The organism is Pseudovibrio denitrificans JCM 12308 (genome assembly GCF_001310815.1).
Lineage (GTDB): Bacteria > Pseudomonadota > Alphaproteobacteria > Rhizobiales > Stappiaceae > Pseudovibrio > Pseudovibrio denitrificans.
The window spans coordinates 142782-160553 of the sequence record NZ_BAZK01000006.1 but is presented as its reverse complement, the minus strand read 5'-3'; the positions used below and the strand labels follow the sequence as shown (position 1 = coordinate 160553).

The 17772-nt window shown below is 51.2% G+C and carries 11 protein-coding genes and 3 pseudogenes; 4 read left to right on the top strand and 10 right to left on the bottom strand.

All coding sequences use genetic code 11. The features are described 5' to 3' along the window. Positions 1-23: 23 nt before the first annotated feature. Positions 24-392, bottom strand: a complete 369-nt coding sequence (locus tag JCM12308_RS09375) for a hypothetical protein (protein ID WP_054783542.1) — start codon at positions 390-392, stop codon at positions 24-26. Positions 393-739: 347 nt separating this feature from the next. Here JCM12308_RS09375 and JCM12308_RS09370 point away from each other — a divergent pair, with 347 nt between their 5' ends. After that, positions 740-1204: an Hsp20 family protein gene (locus JCM12308_RS09370; RefSeq protein WP_008551438.1), complete on the top strand. Its 465-nt coding sequence runs from the start codon at positions 740-742 to the stop codon at positions 1202-1204. A gap of 310 nt (positions 1205-1514) precedes the next feature. On the opposite strand, the gene JCM12308_RS09365 is transcribed toward JCM12308_RS09370, so the two are convergent. The 7 genes and pseudogenes from JCM12308_RS09365 to JCM12308_RS09335 form a co-directional block, all read right to left on the bottom strand. Beyond that, complete coding sequence (locus tag JCM12308_RS09365) at positions 1515-2246, bottom strand: hypothetical protein (protein WP_164845282.1); 732 nt, start codon at positions 2244-2246, stop codon at positions 1515-1517. A gap of 422 nt (positions 2247-2668) precedes the next feature. Continuing rightward, positions 2669-3705 (bottom strand): annotated as a pseudogene (locus JCM12308_RS09360) (threonine aldolase family protein). 78 nt (positions 3706-3783) lie between these two features. Further along, on the bottom strand, positions 3784-4632 hold the full coding sequence (locus JCM12308_RS09355; protein ID WP_083417387.1) for an endonuclease/exonuclease/phosphatase family protein: 849 nt from the start codon (positions 4630-4632) through the stop codon (positions 3784-3786). A gap of 140 nt (positions 4633-4772) precedes the next feature. Continuing rightward, positions 4773-5363 (bottom strand): DoxX family protein, encoded by a 591-nt coding sequence (locus tag JCM12308_RS09350; RefSeq protein WP_054783539.1) that lies wholly within the window; start codon positions 5361-5363, stop codon positions 4773-4775. 71 nt (positions 5364-5434) lie between these two features. Continuing rightward, positions 5435-6271 (bottom strand): HvfC/BufC N-terminal domain-containing protein, encoded by an 837-nt coding sequence (locus tag JCM12308_RS09345; RefSeq protein ID WP_054783538.1) that lies wholly within the window; start codon positions 6269-6271, stop codon positions 5435-5437. Beyond that, the gene (gene bufB, locus JCM12308_RS09340; protein ID WP_054783537.1) at positions 6255-7157 is read right to left on the bottom strand and encodes an MNIO family bufferin maturase; all 903 of its coding nucleotides are present in this window, start codon (positions 7155-7157) and stop codon (positions 6255-6257) included. The genes JCM12308_RS09345 and bufB overlap by 17 nt, the downstream gene beginning before the upstream one ends. Positions 7158-7253: 96 nt before the next feature. Next, the gene (locus tag JCM12308_RS09335; RefSeq protein ID WP_008551278.1) at positions 7254-7547 is read right to left on the bottom strand and encodes a BufA1 family periplasmic bufferin-type metallophore; all 294 of its coding nucleotides are present in this window, start codon (positions 7545-7547) and stop codon (positions 7254-7256) included. Positions 7548-8269: 722 nt separating this feature from the next. On the opposite strand from JCM12308_RS09335, the pseudogene gltB reads away from it, so the two are divergent. Then, positions 8270-12951, top strand: a pseudogene (gene gltB, locus JCM12308_RS09330) (glutamate synthase large subunit). 11 nt (positions 12952-12962) lie between these two features. Continuing rightward, positions 12963-14396 carry a glutamate synthase subunit beta gene (locus tag JCM12308_RS09325; RefSeq protein WP_008551603.1) on the top strand — a complete coding sequence of 478 codons (1434 nt, stop codon included), beginning with the start codon at positions 12963-12965 and terminating at the stop codon, positions 14394-14396. 762 nt (positions 14397-15158) lie between these two features. On the opposite strand, the gene JCM12308_RS09320 is transcribed toward JCM12308_RS09325, so the two are convergent. Further along, positions 15159-16058: a tetratricopeptide repeat protein gene (locus JCM12308_RS09320; RefSeq protein ID WP_164845281.1), complete on the bottom strand. Its 900-nt coding sequence runs from the start codon at positions 16056-16058 to the stop codon at positions 15159-15161. A gap of 180 nt (positions 16059-16238) precedes the next feature. Between JCM12308_RS09320 and JCM12308_RS09315 the strand changes: the two are divergent. Next, positions 16239-16553 (top strand): annotated as a pseudogene (locus tag JCM12308_RS09315) (transposase); the annotation flags it as partial. Positions 16554-16576: 23 nt separating this feature from the next. Here the strand turns inward: JCM12308_RS09315 and JCM12308_RS09310 are convergent. Continuing rightward, positions 16577-17392: a tetratricopeptide repeat protein gene (locus tag JCM12308_RS09310; RefSeq protein ID WP_054783534.1), complete on the bottom strand. Its 816-nt coding sequence runs from the start codon at positions 17390-17392 to the stop codon at positions 16577-16579. Between the last annotated feature and the right edge of the window lie 380 nt (positions 17393-17772).

Below are 17772 nucleotides of genomic sequence, written 5' to 3'. Positions count from 1 at the left end.
ATTAAGAAGGTCAGCAGTCGCGCTTAGTAGCCCAGGTAGCGGTACTTCAGGATCCAGCCGCTGTAAGCGTCAACAACCAAGCGTGCCGGATAATGGCCCTGCCAGTTGGCTTTCACGATGTAAACATCGCCCTTACGCTTCACTTTCTTAAAGTTGCGGTAGCCCCAGGAACGCAGCCGACGTTTGATCTGCTTCTTGTTCAATGCATGATGCTGTCCATGCCCCCAGTGACGGTGCTTCTTATAGTGAGCCTGCGTCACCTGAATGCTTACATTTGGCCCATCAAAACTAAACTTAGTCGCTGCACTCGCCGGAGCCGCCGCGCCAGAAACTCCTAAAGCCACAACAGCTGCAGCGGCCAGTCCGGTAACTTTTTTCTTCAAAGCATTCATCTGTTTTCTCCTTGTTGGCAGTAGGGATTGCCTCAACACAAGAAGACACTAGCAAGCACCAGATGTACGGGATCAGAAGCCCTCGTTCAGGTTCTGTTAATCTGCAAAATTCGGGCTCCAAACGAGCAAAAACACCTATTTTGAAAAAAAAGCTCTTGAAACTTATTCAGCCCGTTCCCATCTCAAAATCACAGGCGCCACAGAGTGGGTCTGACACCGCTTAGAACCTTCGCCAATGATGGGAAGGCACTGTAAGCAAAAGGAAAAATTCATCGTCCGCGCGCTTTGCGGCGAATGGTGAACGTTGCTCAGATGGCTGACTGGCCACATAAAAGAGGACACTAAAAATGCGTCATTTCGATCTTACTCCCCTCTACCGTTCCACAGTTGGTTTCGACCGTCTTTTCTCCATGTTGGATTCAGGAACGGAGCAGCAGGGATCAGCATATCCTCCTTACAACATTGAGCGCACAGGAGAGAGCGCCTACCGCATCTCCATGGCAGTCGCCGGTTTTAAGGAAGATGAACTGACCATTGAAGCTAAAGAACATGTCTTGACTGTTTCCGGCGAGAAAAAGCCTGAAAGCGATGAAAAAGAAGTTCTCTACCGCGGAATCGCCTCCCGCGCTTTTGAACGCCGCTTCCAGATCGCTGAGTATGTGAAAGTGATTGGCGCTAGTCTGGAGCACGGATTGCTCCACATTGACCTCATCAGAGAAATCCCTGAGGCAATGAAACCGCGCAAAATCAACATCACATCTGGAGACAAGAAAGAACACAAACAGATTGAAGGCGAAACAGTAGCTCACTAAAGCAGCCCAAACCGCAAAGCCCTCGCGAGGAACCTTCCTCCCAAACTCCCACCCTCGCGAGTGGCCACCCTGGTAACATTCTGAATAACCCAAGGCGTGTTTCTGAAGCAGAAACCGAATTTAGAAACACGCAGTCTCTCTAAGATTGGCTGGCCCGCCTCCAGTCAGCCAATCTCATTCAAATCAACAAGTTCCTCCTCCGCACATTTCCCATGCGGATCTGTCTGGCTGCCTCTCCCCCCCAAAGGGCCAGACACAATTAACGCCCCGCTTGCCCCAGCGGGGCGTTCTTTTATGTGAAGCCAGTTTCTTACTTTATGAGCTCGAACTTATTGATAAAGTGATCAATTTTTTCTTTTCCATTTAAAACATAACTATTATCGCCACATCTGATATTAAATGATAATGTTTCTCGTCCGGTCACAACGCCGCTCTCTAAGTAATTAATAATCATAGAGCTTGGAAAAACTATAAAAACATTAGTTAGTACACCCTTCACAACTTGCCGACATAAAAAAATGTAAAAGGTGTGGCTCTTATCGTTTGAGTTAAATGAATTTAAGTTCACACTGAACTGAAACCCGCCATTGCTTTGCCTAGCAGTTTTGACCTGAATATGAAAATAATGGCCATCTTTGCTCGCAACAACGTCGATCCCCTGATCAACTGTCATGATAGCTGCATTATACCCCCTAAATAGAAGCTCACTTAACACCGCATGCTCACCACCCTTACCAACAAAATTACGCCCTACATCTGTTGATATCTGTGTGCTAAGTACTGGTGCTTTGCGAGTTTTCTTTAAGCGATAAACACCACGCCTTTCACCACCTTTGCCATTCGACACTTTACTGAAACGGCAATCACTTCCCTTTTTTTTCTGAATGTGACTCGAAAGCCGAGTAGACAATCTAGTAGCAAGCTCATCATGACCAAAGGGCATATTCGGATACTTCTTAAGGATTTCACTCGCAATCTCTTTAACGTGCATCCCAGCACCGCTCGTAGTCATAACTTCTTGAACGCATTCTAAAATATCCATCATACCATCTCGATAGTTACACTGTTAGAGCAGCAAGTAAGCGACACTGAGTTCCAATTTTATTGACTGGAATCTAGCTCGACCTTACCGTGCTTTTTTCTTTTTTGATTTAAAGTCAGATCAGCTACTGCTTTCAGCGCCATTTCTACAATTATGGCGTTTCCTATGCTCACTCAGCTACTTAAGAAAACTCGAGTGGTAAGTTACACGCAAAAAAACATATGTAGAGTGCAAAGCTTAAGGCAGTGCCTTGAACCCACTGGACCGACACCGCGAGGGTTAGCCTCTAACACCCTTGCTATACCCTTGCAGGTGCCCCGCTGGTCTGCGGATTTATATCCCTCCGCAGGCCAGCATTCTACGTCTCAACCACCCGCACCGCAACCACAAGATGCAACCACGATGCAAGCATATTGCCGCTGTTAGCCGCGCAGATGAGTTAGGAACTCATCGACCATTTCTGGCGTTGTAGCGAAGCAGGTGACCAGGCGGAGGAACACTTCATCTTCGGACGTGAAGTCTGCTGGAATGTCGTAGAACTTCGCGCCAGCAGCTTCCAAACGGGCAGCTTGTTCTTTGGTGAACACTGGGAACAGCTCATTTGCCTCAGGCTTGATTGGCAGACGCACACCTTCAATGTCACGCATACCATCAGCAAGACGGGTACACATTGCATTGGCATGACGAGCGGTCGCTAGCAGCTATCGTCTTTCAGGTAGCCTTCAAACTGCGCAGAGATGAAACGTGCTTTGGAAAAGACCTGAGCTGCACGTTTACGCAGATATTCAAAGCCTTCAGCATCTCCCGGATTGAAGAAGACCACGGCTTCCGCACACCAGCAGCCATTCTTGGTTCCACCGAAGGACAGCACATCCACACCGGCTTTCCATGTCATCTCCGCTGGAGAAACATCGAGAGAAACCAACGCATTCGCAAACCGCGCACCATCCATATGCAAAGGCACATTGCGGGAATGAGCAACATCAGCCAGTGCCTGAATTTCATCCAGCTGATAGAGAGTTCCAAACTCTGTCACTTGTGAGATGGACACCGCTGCAGGGCGTCCGTGCATCGGATTGTTATCCGGCACTTTGTCCATCGCAGTCCGCAGCGCATCTGGCGTCAGTTTGCCGTGTTCACCGCCAATACCAATCAACTTGTTGCCAGCGGTAAAGAACTCCGGCGCATGACACTCATCCACGTTGATGTGTGCATCTTCATGGCAGAACACTGCGCCACCCGGCTTCGCATAAGTCGCAAGCGCCAGGGAATTGGCTGCCGTTCCTGTTGAAACCAGAAACACAGCCACTTCTTTTTCAAAGAGATCATTGAACTGCTGCTCAATAGAGCGGCTCAATGGATCAACCCCATAAGCGGTGGCAAAGCCGCTTGTGTGGTTCGAGAGTGCCGTCATTACTGCACTCGTCGCACCTGCCCAGTTGTCACTCGCAAAAATCATAGGATTTGAATAACAACAAACCGAGGGAACTCAAGCCATTTATTGACCTAAACGGCAAAGCTCTCCACCAGAAGCAGCTTAAGTCGCTTCAATCTCAGAATGAGCGCATTGCTGTTCAGCCCCAGTCACACCGGACTTCAACGTCAAAACAAGAGGGCAATGATCAGAGACTTCAGGCTTTTGCAGCACCTGAAAGTTTGAAATCTGCTCGACTTGATCAATCAGCATATAATCAGCAAACTTTCCCGGCTTCTTGTAATAGGAGTTCCGGGTCGTCTCGACATCATAGTGCTTGACCAACTCAACCAAACCATCTGCTTCAAGCAGTCTTATTGTTTCGCTGTCAGGTTCCACATTAAAGTCACCGCAGATCACCTGTAAATCATCTGGTTCAGATACAGCCTGTGAGATTTTGAGAAGTCTCTCAGCTTGCGCAAGACGATCTGGCGTATCCATCTTACCCTTTAAGTCACGCAGCCTATGCATCTGAGTGATGCTCACCGCCCGATCGCTGGCATAGTCGTACACGCGAACCCCATGCGCACTGCGAGACCGCGGATGTTCCCCATATCCATCCGCTGAATAGCCCTTATGCACAAACCCTTGGACCTGCCCAATGATGGGAAGCGAACGGTGCACGAAAGTTGCCAGTCCCCATTGAGAAGGAACTGACTTATCATCATCCCAAAGAACGCCCTGAGCAGCGGGGCAAAAAACAGCAACATGTTCAGGAAGAGCTTCGCAGACATCCCTAAAGAGGTTGGCGCGTTGAGGCAAAACATGATCCCCGTCGCGGTAAGTCAGCCAGTCCTTATCACTTTCAGGCGTATGCACCACTTCCTGCAAACACAGTACATCAGGCAGGGCTTGCGAGAGATAAGGCAGCAAGTCGGAGTAAAGCGTTCCACCCCAACCATTCAAAGACATTATTTGCAACGCCACCTCCCTCATGTTTGTCACGTGGGCTCTAGTCTTATACGCAAACAAAAAGGGCGCATCAACTCAACAGTGATGCGCCCATAATCTGTTTTCAAGCCTACACGTCAGGGAGGCTACAAATCAGAACCTTATGCGTGGCTCTTGGTATCAGACAGACCGGTCTCATGGTGAATGCCAAACCACTTGCCCAGCACCCAGTCCAGAGAGAAGACGCCCGGACCACGGATCACCAGCACGGTTGCCAGGAAGATCCAGAGAGCACGCTGATCAAAGATCAGTGCGGATGGATGACGGTCGAACAGCGCACCAATAGTCGGCAGGTCCACACCGTGACCAACCACATCTACGATGGACATAACAACCACGAAACCAATAAAGCCGATGCTCGCAGCGCGGGTGAACAAACCCACGACGATCAGCACAGGAATGATGATTTCACCCCATGTTCCCAGCAAAACGATCAAGCCATACGGAAAGAACGCAATCTGGGAGATGTCATAGCCAGCCGCTTCAGTAATATGCGGCAGAATCTGCGCATAAGCGCCCGTTGATGGCGACAGGAATCCGAAGAAACCATCACCCAACTTGGTCAACGCTGAGTTCCAGAAGTACATGAACAGGACACCAGCGAACAGAAACCGCGCAGTCAAACCAAGGAACCAACCTTCAGTAACGCGTTCCAGCCAGCCAAATACGCCCTGATATAAATTTACAAGCATTCTCATCGGATTCCTCCTCAGGTGCTTCCCACCACTCGGGGGCCATACCGCCCGGCCCCGCGTAATCATTACTAAGCTTTGATATGGACGCTCGCGAACACGCGCGCGCTCAACAGGCAGCCCAATGCCTGCGATAGATCAAAGAGTTTAAAAGAGGACGAAACCACGTCAGCGGCCTCTCCCAATGTCTTGCCAAAGAACAGCAAATCAGCGAATGCCGCTACGTCCTGAGCCAATCCGGTCAGTGTCACGTCCATGTCTGGACGGCAAATCAAAATCGCTTGATCAGCTTCTGGAGTAACACCCTCCACGTTCTCTGAACGGTTCTGCTTCCAGATCTCGCTCAGCGGAAAACGGGAGTAAATCAGTTTGTGTGCAGGGATCGGCGTAAACACCGCATCCCCTAGTTTTGCTGGATCAATCTTGGTCAATGCATCCGGCGCCAGAGGGGTCGCATCTGCACCGTGGTACACACGCAGCCAAGCCCATTCCATCTCCGCCACATCCTTCAGATATGGATAATCCGCCAAGGGAGGAAACGCGCCAATGAACTCGGAGAACTTGCCACCAAACTCGCTGAGCACAGGCTGCTCAGGCGGGCTTTTGCGAATAAATTCTGCAGCGAGTGCCCGAAAGTAATCACGCCCTACCAGTTCATGCACTGCGGGAAAGTTGGCAGCCATTGCATCGATTAGGCTCGCCATCACGTTGTTGCGGTAAACGCCATAACGCTTCTCAGATGGATTACCATCACGTCCAACAACCCCATCGGGAACTGGAACGGCTGGATTCATCAACCCGTCAGAAAACATGTCAAAGCCTTGCATGTTCGTCTGCAAGTCTTGCAAAGGAACGCCAAATCCTTTCAAGGCAATCTTTTCCTTCGTGTTATCAGGCGCCTGAGACATGGTCACTCCGCTCTTCAGAAGCTTTTGCGTGTGCTTCAATGTGGGATTGGATCACCACATCAGCCTGCTCGGCTTCGTAAGCCAGAATTTCCCAGGTCGGAATGTTCGCATCCCACTCGATCAGCGTTGGCTGAGGACCAGTCCGATCAATTGTGCGGGCATATAGAGCCCAGACCGGATCAGCGACCTTGCGGTCGTGTGCATCGATAAGAAGAGGATAACCCAGCTCATCTGTTTCTGGCGCATGCCCACCAAGATGAATTTCCTGAACATGTTCAACCGGGAACCGGTCCACATAGTCCTCAGGTGAACCACCGGAGTTGGTCGCAGAAACAAACACATTGTTCACGTCCAGCAGCAATCCGCAGCCAGTCCGCTTCACAATTTCACGAAGAAAATCAGTTTCTTCGTAGGTGCTTTCTTTGAAGATCACATATGCACTTGGATTTTCAAGCAGCATCTGACGACCAAGGAAAGTCTGCACCTCATCAATATGATCAACCACCTGCTGCAAAGTTACTTCTGTGTATGGCAGCGGCAGAAGGTCATTGAAGTACTCAGTGTCATGCGTTGACCACGCCAAATGCTCACTGAAGAGGCCTGGATCGTAACGGTCAACAACGTCTTTCACACGAGCAAGGTGATCTTTGTTCAAAGGGTCAGCACCACCAATGGAGAGACCAACACCGTGAACGGAAAGAGGGTAATCCCGGCGGATCGCTTCAAGGTAACCATGTGGAGGACCACCAGCGCCCATATAGTTTTCCGCGTGGATTTCGAAGAAGCCCATATCTGGTTTTTCATTGAGAATGGTGCGGTAGTGATCAGCCTTTAAGCCGACGCCACCTCGTGCAGGCAGTTTTGCATTGACCCTTTGCGCACTCATATCGCACCTCGTTCTCTATTATGACTTCTTCTTAAAGAAACACCGGAGGGGTAGAACCCGCCCCGGCGCCATGCAGTATATTGTAATTTAAAGCGATTATTTTGGCAGGTCGCGGGAAAGTTCGGTCAGAGAACCTTTGCGGTCACCTGGAACTTCGATGGATTCACAGGTGCCAGCTGGTACGAGTGTCCAAGCATTGCCCTGATAGTCTACAGTGGAAGTACCCGCACAAGTGGTGCCTGCGCCAGCTTTACAGTCGTTCTCACCAGCAAGAGAAACGCCGTAACATTTTTCTTTAGAAGCAGCTTCAGCAACAGTAATGTTCGCACCAGCTACAGCAGCAGTAACAGCGGTTGCGAGTACAGCAGCGGACAACGTTTTTTTGGACATTTCAAAACTCCTCAATTGAAATTCGGCGATGTGTTCAACAGGTTTGGTTCGCCTCTGAAGACAGTTCTTGCAAAAAACTCGATCAATGGGAAATCAAACACATGTTATTTTCGCGCGATTAAACCAATAAAATGAGATCATCCTCCTCACGGGTTCGTGAATAGTTGAAATATTATTGCATCTAACTTGAGTTTTAGGTGCCAATGCGACAATCGGCCTAATAAAATTAAAAGAATAGAAATAAAGTCTTTCTGAAACACTCTTGCTCTACCCTCTGAAATCTGGCATGTTCGCGACGCGGAAAAGGACAGGAGTGCTGTCCTTATTATCCCGCATGCGTTGATGACAATCTGGAAGACACCTTCCAAGCGATCCGCCTAAGAGATCCACACAACGCTAAAGAGAAGAATGTAGGCGCGTTCCCAACGCCGCGACATTCTCCCCCAAATGTGTGCCCTGCGGACATATCGCAATGCACTCGCCAAAGGGGTAAGATAGATCGGAGGAAACTCCGAATGGGCGGCCCTACATATAAAGAGGCCGTGCTTCATTCGACAGATCCGGGGCAAGCCGTGCCGGGGCTTCGAACGAGCCGCGAGGAAGACATCCCCGCGACCCGAACGAGGAAGTGACCTTAACCGGTCACATTGAGATGAGCGAAAGTGAGGCCAAAAATGGCAGAAAAAGGAGGAAACACGATGCATATGAGTGGGGGGGAAACTATGAAAACCCGTGCTACCACCACTGGCACCGTTACGGAAAAACTCCGCACTGCTGCCACTGAGGGGCTTTACAATCCAGCCAAGGAGCACGACGCCTGTGGTGTCGGCTTTATAGCTAACCTCAAAGGCGCAAAATCTCACCATGTGGTACAAAGCGGCCTTCAGATCGTTGAAAACCTGACACACCGCGGCGCCGTGGGCGCTGACCCTCTAATGGGTGACGGTGCAGGTATGCTGACCCAGGTCCCACACGAGTTATTTAAAGAAGAATGCGCGAAGATCGGCTTCGAACTGCCAGAAGCAGGCGAATACGGTGTAGCATTCCTCTTTCTTCCACAAGATAAAAAGCTCCGCGAGCAGTGCGAAAGCATCGTTGCGGAATGTGTATCTGAAGAAGGACTTAAGATTCTTGGCTGGCGTGATGTTCCAGTCGACAATTCTTCTTTGTCCAAAGCACCGGATATTGCTGCGACTGAGCCAGTCTCCCGTCAGTTGTTTGTAACACTACCAGACAATACTGATGGTGATGTTCTGGAGCGTCGTCTCTTTATCCTGCGCAAAGTCATCTCCAACGTTGTGCGCGAGAAATGCGATGCAGTAGATAAAGGCTTCTACATCGTCTCCTTCTCCAGCCGCACCATCGTTTACAAAGGCATGTTCCTCGCCTACCAGCTTGGCGCCTACTACGATGACCTGCGTGATGAGCGCTATGTCTCTGCTCTGGCATTGGTCCACCAGCGCTTCTCAACCAACACTTTCCCATCCTGGGATCTGGCTCACCCATACCGCATGGTTGCGCACAACGGTGAAATCAACACCCTGCGCGGCAACGTAAACTGGATGGCAGCCCGTCAGGCATCTGTGTCTTCTCCAGCATTTGGCGATGACATCAACAAGCTCTGGCCAATTTCCTACGAAGGCCAGTCTGACACTGCATGTTTCGACAACGCATTGGAATTCCTCGTCACCGGCGGTTATTCCCTCGCACATGCAGCAATGATGCTGATTCCAGAAGCATGGGCCGGCAACCCACTGATGGACGAAAACCGTCGCTCCTTCTACCAGTACCATGCAGCTCTCATGGAGCCGTGGGATGGTCCGGCAGCGGTTGCGTTCACTGATGGTCGTCAAATCGGTGCAACGCTTGACCGTAACGGCCTGCGCCCTGCCCGCTACATCGTGACCGACGATGACTTTGTCATCATGTCTTCCGAAGTTGGCGTTCTGGACATTCCAGAAGAGAAGATCGTTCAGAAATGGCGTCTGCAGCCAGGCAAGATGCTGCTGATCGACCTGGAAGAAGGCCGCATCATTTCCGACGAGGAAATCAAGCGTCAACTTTCGACCGCACACCCATACAAAGACTGGCTGCACCGCACCCAGATGGTTCTGGAAGAGCTGCCACCAGTGCGTGAACGCGCACCGGTTGCTGGTGAAACTCTCCTCGACCGTCAGCAGGCATTTGGCTATACACAGGAAGACATCAAGCTTCTCATGCAGCCAATGGCGACAGTTGGTCAGGAAGCACTGGGCTCCATGGGCACCGACACCCCTGTGTCTGTTCTCTCTGACAAGTCCAAGCTGCTGTACACCTACTTCAAACAGAACTTCGCACAGGTGACCAACCCACCGATCGACCCGATCCGTGAAGAGCTAGTCATGAGCCTCGTGTCCTTCATCGGCCCGCGCCCGAACCTGTTTGACCTGAAAGGCCTTTCAACCTCCAAGCGTCTGGAAGTACGTCAGCCAATCCTCACCAACGCTGATCTGGAAAAGATCCGCGCGATCGGTGATATCGCTGACAACCAGTTCCAGACCAAGACCCTCGACATCACCTACTCCGCCGAAAAAGGCCCGGAAGGTATGGAAGAGGCTCTGGAGCGTCTGTGTGAACGCGCTGAAAAAGCAGTGCATGGTGGTTACAACATCATCATCCTGTCTGACCGCGTAATCTCACGTGCCCGCATCGCAATTCCGGCACTGCTGGCAACCGCTGCAGTCCACAACTACCTGATCCGCAAAGGTCTTCGCACCTCCGTTGGTCTCGTAGTTGAAACCGGTGAAGCACGCGAAGTTCATCACTTCTGCGTTCTGGCTGGTTATGGTGCTGAGGCAATCAACCCATACCTTGCGTTCGAAACAATCCGCTCCATGCACTCTGAGGGCTACTTCCCTGAGGAAGTGGATGAGCATGAAGTTGTTTCCCGCTACATCAAAGCCATCAACAAAGGCATGCTCAAAGTCATGTCCAAGATGGGTATCTCCACCTACCAGTCCTACTGTGGTGCGCAGATCTTTGATGCAGTTGGCCTGAACTCCCAGTTCGTCGAAAAGTACTTCTTCGGCACAGCAACCACCATCGAGGGCATCGGCCTGGGTGAAGTTGCTGCAGAAACTGTTGTTCGCCATCACGACGCCTTTGAGGATATCCCAATCCTGCGCCGCTCTCTGGATGTTGGCGGTGAATACGCTTACCGCTCCCGTGGTGAAAGCCACATGTGGACACCAGACAGCATCGCAACGCTGCAGCATGCTGTTCGCAACAACCTGCCAGAAAAGTATCTGGAGTTTGCAAAGGAAGTGAACGAGACCTCCGGTCGCTTCACCATCCGTGGCATGTTCCGCGTGAAATCCGCAGAAGAGCTGGGCCGTCGTCCGATCAACATCGACGAAGTGGAATCCGCAGAAGACATCGTCAAGCGCTTCTCAACCGGCGCCATGTCCTTCGGTTCCATCTCTCGCGAAGCACACACGTCGCTTGCGATTGCCATGAACAAAATCGGCGGCAAGTCCAACACCGGTGAAGGTGGTGAAGAAGCAGAGCGCTTCAACCCACTGCCGGATGGATCTCCAAACCCGATGCGTTCCGCAATCAAGCAGGTTGCCTCCGGTCGCTTTGGTGTGACCACCGAATATCTGGTCAACTCCGACATGATCCAGATTAAAGTGGCACAGGGTGCAAAGCCGGGTGAAGGCGGACAGCTGCCAGGCCACAAAGTGGATGCAGTGATCGCGAAAACCCGTCACTCCACCCCGGGTGTTGGTCTGATTTCACCGCCACCACACCACGACATCTACTCAATCGAAGACTGGCACAGCTGATCTACGATTTGAAGAACGTGAACCCGGTTGCAGACATCTCCGTTAAACTGGTGTCAGAAGTGGGCGTTGGAACAGTTGCAGCAGGTGTTGCTAAAGCACGTGCAGACCACATCACTGTCTCCGGCTTTGATGGTGGTACCGGTGCATCTCCGCTCACCTCTCTGAAGCACGCTGGTTCTCCTTGGGAAATGGGCCTTGCTGAAACCCAGCAAACCCTCGTTCTCAACGGTCTGCGCTCCCGCGTTGCCCTGCAGGTAGACGGTGGTCTGCGTACAGGCCGTGACGTTCTCATCGGTGCTCTGCTGGGTGCTGACGAATACGGCTTCTCAACTGCACCGCTGATTGCAGCAGGTTGCTTGATGATGCGTAAGTGTCACCTGAACACCTGCCCGGTTGGTATCGCAACTCAGGATCCTGTCCTGCGTAAGCGTTTCAAAGGCACACCTGAGCACGTCATCAACTACTTCTTCTACGTTGCAGAAGAGCTGCGTGGCCTGCTGGCTGAGCTCGGCGTCAAGAAGCTAGACGACATCATTGGTCGCTCCGACATGCTCGACAAAGAGTCCGCGATCAACCACTGGAAGTCTCAGGGTCTTGATTTCTCCAAGATCTTTTACCGTCCAGATGCAACTCCGGAAGAGAGCCGTTGGTCCATGCTGCAAGAGCATCCGATCAACGACATTCTTGACCGCGAGCTCATCAGAAATGCTGCACCAGCACTTGAAAGCAAAGAGAAGGTCTCCTTCCCTGCCCAGATCAAGTCTGTTGACCGCTCCGTTGGCGCAATGCTCTCTGGTGAGATTGCAAAACGCTACGGTGCAAAAGGCCTCAAGGATGACACCGTTCACATCGCCATGACCGGTACTGCAGGTCAGGCATTTGGCGCATTCGTTGCCAAAGGTGTGACCATCGATCTGGAAGGCGACGCGAACGACTACGTCGGTAAAGGCCTCGCAGGCGGTCGCATCATCGTACGCCCACCGGCAAACACCCGCATCGTGCCGGAAAACTCCATCATCGTCGGCAACACCGTTCTTTACGGTGCAACCAGCGGTGAAGTGTACTTCCGCGGTGTGGCAGGCGAGCGCTTTGCAGTTCGTAACTCCGGTGCAACCGCGGTTGTCGAAGGTGTTGGCGATCACGGCTGTGAGTACATGACCGGCGGTGTTGTTGTTGTCATCGGTCAGACGGGCCGTAACTTCGCAGCAGGCATGTCCGGTGGTGTTGCCTACGTTCTGGATGAAGACGGATCCTTCAACTCTCGCTGTAACCTGGCGATGGTTGAAATCCAGCCAGTGGAAGAAGAAGACGATCTGCTTGAAAAGCTGCACCACCATGGCGGCGACATCGAGCACAAAGGACGTGTGGACCTGTCAGCTGACATGACACGCCACGACGACGAACGTCTGCGTCTCATTCTTGAAAACCATGTGAAGTATACTGGGTCCACGAAGGCAGCAGACATTCTTGCCAACTGGGAAGAATGGCGTCCGAAATTTGTGAAAGTTATGCCGGTTGAATACCGTCGCGCGCTTCAGGAAATGAAAGCTGCGCGTATGGGCCTCGCGGCTGCGGAATAAGAGGGGAAGACATGGGTAAGGTAACTGGCTTTTTGGAGATCGACCGGCAGGAACAGAAGTACCAGCCGGCATCAGATCGCATTCGCCACTTCCGTGAATTCACGGTTCCGCTCTCACAAACAGACGTAGAGCGTCAGGCAGCGCGCTGTATGGATTGTGGCGTTCCTTTCTGTCACGGTCCAACCGGCTGTCCGGTCAACAACCAGATTCCGGATTGGAATGATCTGGTGTTCGCCGGCGACTGGGAAGAAGCATCTCGCAACCTGCATTCAACCAACAACTTCCCGGATTTCACAGGACGCATCTGTCCTGCGCCATGTGAGGAAGCGTGTACGCTCAATCTGGAAGACATTCCGGTTGCGATCAAAACTGTTGAGCAGGCAATTGTAGACCGCGCCTTCAAAGAAGGCTGGATCAAGCCCGAACCAGCAACAACCAAGACCGGTAAAACCGTTGCCGTCATCGGCTCCGGCCCTGCTGGGCTGGCTGCTGCCCAGCAGCTGGCACGCGCTGGTCACACCGTACACATCTATGAGCGTGAACCACGGGCTGGCGGTCTGCTGCGCTACGGTATTCCTGACTTCAAGATGGAAAAGCACTACATCGACCGCCGCGTTGAGCAGCTGGAAGCCGAAGGCGTAACCTTCCACTACGGCTGCGAAATCGGCAAGGATGTAGAGTTCGAGGAAATCTACACCCGTCACGATGCAACACTGCTGTGCACTGGCGCTGAGCGTCCGCGTGATCCGGGCATCCCGGGCATGGATCTCAAAGGCGCCATGTACGCAATGCCGTTCCTCGTGCAGCAGAACCGCCGTGTAGGCGGGGAAGACATTTCCGAGGAAGATCCATACTGGGCTGGCGGCAAACACGTTGTTGTTGTTGGCGGTGGTGACACCGCATCTGACTGTGTGGGCACCTCCTTCCGTCAGGGCGCGCTCTCTGTAACCCAGATGGACATCCGTCCAATGCCTCCGCTGAAGGAAGACAAGAACCAGTTCTGGCCTTACTGGCCAACCAAGTTCCGCACATCGACCTCTCAGGCAGAAGGTGCAGAGCGTGAGTTCTCCGCGGCAACTCTGGCTGTGGTTGGCGATGAAGACGGCGTTGTAACCGGCGTTAAGTGTGCTCGCGTGGATGAAAAGCGTGTTCCGATTGAAGGCACCGAGTTCATCCTGAAAGCAGACCTGGTGCTGGCAGCCATCGGCTTCTCCGGTCCAAACATGGAGACCTACATCAAGGAAGCTGGCGACGAGCTGGAGCTGGACCCACGCACCAACGTGAAAGCGAACACCGAAGACTACAAGACCTCCATCAAAAAGGTCTTCGCAGCGGGTGACGTTCGCAAAGGTCAGTCCCTCGTGGTCTGGGCCATTCGCGAAGGCCGTCAGGCAGCGAAGTCCATCGATGAGTTCCTGACAGGTTCCTCCAACCTGCCACGCTGATCTTGGCGAAGAAATAAACAACAAAGCCCCGGAAAGCCCCGCTTCCCGGGGCTTTTTGATGGCAGCATGTGCGTGCTCTCTGACTTGCCTTTGCTACAGCGTATCGCCGAAAAGTGGAAACCGGTTTTCGGATAAAGATACGCAAGAAACAATGGCAACAGCACCACATGGCAATCCATGCAGTGTTGAACCAGAATTCCCGAAAGTCGGGAGGAGCAAGGCGGCAGGCAACACCTGCGCTACTTGTTAGATATGAGTCTTCGGCATTGGCTACGCGCCTTGCCCGGGCATTTTGGTATGGCCAACATCGCCTCTTATCCTGAAAGACACGATAGCCGGTTTCCCGGAAGGATAGTGGCTTTGCTCAGATAAGTTTCCGTATCCGAACAGGTCCGCTACCCCTGACATATGCTGCTCTGACCAGCATATGCCACTGCGTGATGCCCTTCAGGTTGGGCCCTTCCTCTCAGGCCATGCAGTCACGCCTGAAAATCGGTGCCACCGGACCTCTGCAAGATGCGTTACCCCTCACAAAAGCCCCACCCAGCCCACGACACACCGACGGACGGCCCGCCAGCTGCCCGTCACGTGGGCATGCAATGAGTATGAGGGCACTCTCCAGCAAGGGGGATAAGATTTTTGGGCATTCTCCGAGCTTCAGCAGTGTCTCTCACTAAGGATATTTTCACGACGGGTTATAGCAATGTCATTTTGACCATCAATAAAAGTAATACTTTACCACATATAGGCCACTATATAATCCTAAGGCACGGCCTGGCCATGCACATACATCCAGTCAAGGCCAAGCTGCGCTGCTTTCGACCCTTGGTCGGCAGCAAGGCGATACCACTTGGCTGCAGCAGTATAATCCTTCGCTACGCCGTAGCCATTTTCGTACATCTGGCCAAGGACAAATTGTGCGTGACTATCACCTTGCTCGGCAGCACGGCGATACCACATGACTGCAACTGCGTAATCCTGAGGCACATAAATGCCATCCGAGTACATTCCGCCAAGTGAAATTTGCGCAGCTACCATTCCCTGGTCCGCGGCAAGACGATACCACTTGAGTGCAGCAGTGTAGTCCTGAGGCACACCTTCACCACTTCTATACAACCCACCGAGCCACCACTGAGCGTCTGCATCCCCTTGGTCGGCAGCAAGACGATACCACTTGGCTGCAGTAGTGTAATTATGCGCTACGCCATCGCCATCAGCATACATTCTGCCGAGCCGACCTTGAGCTTGAGGGTGCCCTTGGTTGGCGGCAAGACGGAACCACTCAAGTGCAGCAGTGTCATCCTTCGTCACTCCAACGCCGTGATAATACATTTGGCCGAAAGTAAATTGCAGCTCTACATCATTCCGCAGGACGGCTAGATCTTCGCAGTCGTGCACAAGTTTGGAGGGAATCCACCCATTGTCGTCGGTTTTGCAAAATTGAAGTCCTTGCGCTGACGCAGGTATTCCTGAAACACAGTAGAAAACAATAAATAACGCGGCGGCTGATTTGATTGCTTGCATTAACGTACTCGAAATCAATGTCATAACTGAAATTACTTTTAATATGATAGAAATGAGAGAGCAATATCTGTCAGGATATTCTAATACTTTTGCCATGGCCTTCAAAGGTTCACCTACTACAACGGTAGCACCTTCCACCAACCTTTATTGGATCTAGGACGCAAACCCATTTTCGAGTTGCGCTTAGCCTCTAACTTATGATTCAAGCTTTGTTCCAAAGAGGAGAGCTTGAATGTCCCAGCGATGCTTTGAATTTACTGATGATGAATAGTCTGTTATTGGGCCGCTACTACTAACCAACGCTCGAGCTGAGCGGCAGGCCAAGTTCATGACAGCAAACCAGCCCTGCAAGTGCTGAAGAACGTACAAGAAGGGTGCACCATCCTTGCTGACAAAGCCTATGACAGCAAGGCTCTGCGCAATATGGCGAATGACAAGAAAGCATGGACCAACATCCCGCCAAAGGTGAGCTGGAAGAAAGTTTTTTCATTTTCAAAGTGGGTGTACCGCCAACGCAAACTGGTTGAACGCTTCTTCGGAAAGATAAAGCAGTACAGAAGCATAGCCACTCAATACGACAAAGCCCCTGCAAATTTCCTTGCCGCAATCAAACTGACTGCAACAAGGTTATAGATCAGAAATTATGAGTCTGTGATCTAGTTTTCTCGGGCATCCCACCATTCGCGAGCCAGTCGTTGCCCTTCAACAATCTGTTGGTACTCGAGAACTCCTTCAACCTTTCTCCGCGCTCTTTTAGCCTTTTCATTATCATGGAGCTCAGCAAGAAGGAGCCATTTATATCCCTGAACAGGATTGTAGAACTTACTACGATTTTGCAAATACATCTCAGCAAGGGAAGCTTGAGCAGAAGCGTTGCCTTGTTCTGCGGCAAGACTATACCATTTCTCAGCTTCATCGAGATCCTGTGGCACAATTTCACCGCTGGCGTATATATCACCTAATCTGACTACGTCGAACTCGGTTCCGTGTTTGGCCGCGAGGTGATACCATTTCATAGCAATTTCATAGTTTGGTGGGGTACCCCGACCATCTTCATAAAATCTACCCAAAGTTTCAAAAATAAAGGCAGAGGCGTCTTTATCCTCAGCAGCTTGAAGGTACCATTTAAGAGCTTCACGGTAATCACGAGGAACACCCATACCGAACTCAAAAAAAGTACCCATTGCGTGTTGTGCCCCAGAGTTTCCTCGCTCTGCAGCTAGTAAGAACCATTTGGCCGCTTCCTGATAATTCTGCTCTATTCTCTCATCATCAAAATAAACACGACCAATGTAACCCAGAAGGTATTTATCTTCAGTTTGTCTTGCTATGTCTTTACATGTCTGAAAATAGCTGGGCTCGTCACCGATCAGATCAGATTTACATTCTTCTAATGTTTGAGCTGCGGCCTGCGTTTGCCAGAAACTCACGAGTAAAAACAGTATCGTAGTGAGTATTCTTCCTGTCAGCATAATGTCCCCTTGAGATCCTCTCTAGGCAGTCAATCAACTATTAATTGCAATATCTAAAATGCTTATAACTAGAACTAGAATACAAAATCAAACAATGATGATCTACGAACAAAGCCTCAATCTCTTGGGAAGTCCTCCTGTGTAATGCAATAAGGAGGAAATTTCATGAACAGAACAAGTACGATAAAGATTGATTGCAGTAACCCCAAGTAGCCCCCTCAAAGTTTGCTTCCTTTTCTTTTTGAAAGATCAATCACTGCCATTCAGTTCGCATCAACTCTTGGGGGAATGAGCCGTATGTCTAGTGTTGGCCCATTGAGTGCTCGCTTGTCTTAGAAACCGCACTGCGGCTTCCTCCATTAAGCCCTTTTCAACACAAC

Bases quoted from the DNA above. Each gene is read 5' to 3' on its own strand.
- JCM12308_RS09375 (WP_054783542.1), bottom strand. From the start codon at position 392: ATGAATGCTTTGAAGAAAAAAGTTACCGGACTGGCCGCTGCAGCTGTT.
- JCM12308_RS09370 (WP_008551438.1), top strand. From the start codon at position 740: ATGCGTCATTTCGATCTTACTCCCCTCTACCGTTCCACAGTTGGTTTC.
- JCM12308_RS09365 (WP_164845282.1), bottom strand. From the start codon at position 2,246: ATGGATATTTTAGAATGCGTTCAAGAAGTTATGACTACGAGCGGTGCT.
- JCM12308_RS09355 (WP_083417387.1), bottom strand. From the start codon at position 4,632: ATGTCTTTGAATGGTTGGGGTGGAACGCTTTACTCCGACTTGCTGCCT.
- JCM12308_RS09350 (WP_054783539.1), bottom strand. From the start codon at position 5,363: ATGCTTGTAAATTTATATCAGGGCGTATTTGGCTGGCTGGAACGCGTT.
- JCM12308_RS09345 (WP_054783538.1), bottom strand. From the start codon at position 6,271: ATGTCTCAGGCGCCTGATAACACGAAGGAAAAGATTGCCTTGAAAGGA.
- bufB (WP_054783537.1), bottom strand. From the start codon at position 7,157: ATGAGTGCGCAAAGGGTCAATGCAAAACTGCCTGCACGAGGTGGCGTC.
- JCM12308_RS09335 (WP_008551278.1), bottom strand. From the start codon at position 7,547: ATGTCCAAAAAAACGTTGTCCGCTGCTGTACTCGCAACCGCTGTTACT.
- JCM12308_RS09325 (WP_008551603.1), top strand. From the start codon at position 12,963: ATGGGTAAGGTAACTGGCTTTTTGGAGATCGACCGGCAGGAACAGAAG.
- JCM12308_RS09310 (WP_054783534.1), bottom strand. From the start codon at position 17,392: ATGCTGACAGGAAGAATACTCACTACGATACTGTTTTTACTCGTGAGT.